General features: G+C 64.7%; 1 protein-coding gene. It reads left to right on the top strand.

Going from position 1 to position 1,538, the window contains the following annotated elements; genetic code table 11:
• Positions 1–85: 85 nt before the first annotated feature.
• Positions 86–1,447, top strand: a complete 1,362-nt coding sequence (locus FHS00_RS17535) for an ISNCY family transposase (protein WP_183475387.1) — start codon at positions 86–88, stop codon at positions 1,445–1,447.
• The last annotated feature ends 91 nt before the right edge of the window (positions 1,448–1,538 follow it).

The raw sequence follows: 1,538 nt of genomic DNA, 5'->3' as shown, positions 1-1,538 counted from the left end.
TGTAGCAGCAAAGCTAAAGTGTCACCCATGAGCAATGCAGAAGTGTCACTCTCGCCTGCACCGAGCACAGGCAGAGAGACCGAGCATGGGATGGGTTCTGATGAGCGAGCGCGAGTTGCAGCGCGTCGAGGTTCTGGCGCAAATCGATGACGGTCGGATCGCTGTCCAGAACGGCGCACACTTATTGGGGCTGACCCGGCGCCAGATCTTCCGGCTGCTGAAGCGGTATCGGGCGGATGGTGCGGCGGCGATCCGGCACCGGGCGCGCGGGCGCGCTCCGAACAACCAAATCCATACCGCCAAGCGCGACTATGCCCTGTCGTTGATCCGCGAGAGCTATGCGGATTTCGGGCCGACGCTGGCGGCGGAGCGGTTGCGGGACGACCACGGTCTGACGGTCTCGCGCGAGACCCTGCGCAAGTGGATGGTCGCGGACGGCTTGTGGCTGTCGCGCAAGCAGCGCCGGGCCTTTCACCAGCCGCGCCTGCGCCGCGAATGTTTCGGCGAGCTGATCCAGATCGACGGCTCGGAGCATCGCTGGTTCGAGGATCGTGGCGATCCCTGCACGCTGCTGGTCTTCATCGACGATGCCACCAGCAGGCTGATGGAACTGCGCTTCGTCATCTCCGAAAGCACGTTCAGCTATTTCGAGGCACTGGAGCGCTACCTGGTGCAACATGGCCGTCCGGTCGCCTTCTACAGCGACAAGCACTCGGTGTTTCGGGTGCCCAAACCCAGCGACCACATGACCGGCATGACCCAGTTCGGTCGGGCCCTGGCGGAGCTGCAGATCGAGATCCTGTGCGCCCATTCGAGCCAGGCCAAGGGCCGTGTCGAGCGCGCCAACCGCACGCTGCAGGACCGGCTGGTGAAGGAGCTGCGTCTGGCCGGCATCTCGGACATCGCGGCGGCGAACGCGTTCCTGCCGGGCTTCGTGGCGCGCTATAACGCGAAGTTCGCCAAGCCCGCCGCCAGGCCGGACAACCTGCACAGGCCGCTGAATGTCGCGCCGGATCGACTGGTCGAGATATTCTGCCTGCGCGACAAGCGCTATGTCAGCAAGGATCTGACGCTGAAATACGACCACAAGTGCATCCGGCTGGAGGTGAACGAGCTGACCCGCGAACTGGTGGGCAAATTCGCCGATACCTACGAGTTTCCCGATGGCCGCATCCAGGTCCGGCACAAGGGCATCGTCCTGCCCTGCACCATCTTCGACCCGCATCAGCAGCGTGTCACCCACGCCGCGATCACCGAGAACAAGCACCTCGGCGCGGTGCTGGCCCACATCAAGCGACAGCAGGACAAGGCCACGGCTGCACCCGAGGTGCGTCCCGAGAGCGCCCGCACCGGGTATCGCAAGACCGGTCGCCGCAACGATGGCTGGAACTCGAAGCTGGCCCGCCGCGCCCAGGCCCGCGCAGCCGGTCAGGCCTCCGAGAACTGAGGTCTCCGCCCTGCCCGGCTGCGCTCCCGTCAGAACCACCAGCGACACTTCTGCTTTGCAGAACCGGTGACAATTCTGCTTGGTTGCAACA

This window comes from Limimaricola variabilis (assembly GCF_014195545.1).
Lineage (GTDB): Bacteria > Pseudomonadota > Alphaproteobacteria > Rhodobacterales > Rhodobacteraceae > Limimaricola > Limimaricola variabilis.
This window is presented reverse-complemented; position numbering and strand designations above follow the sequence as displayed.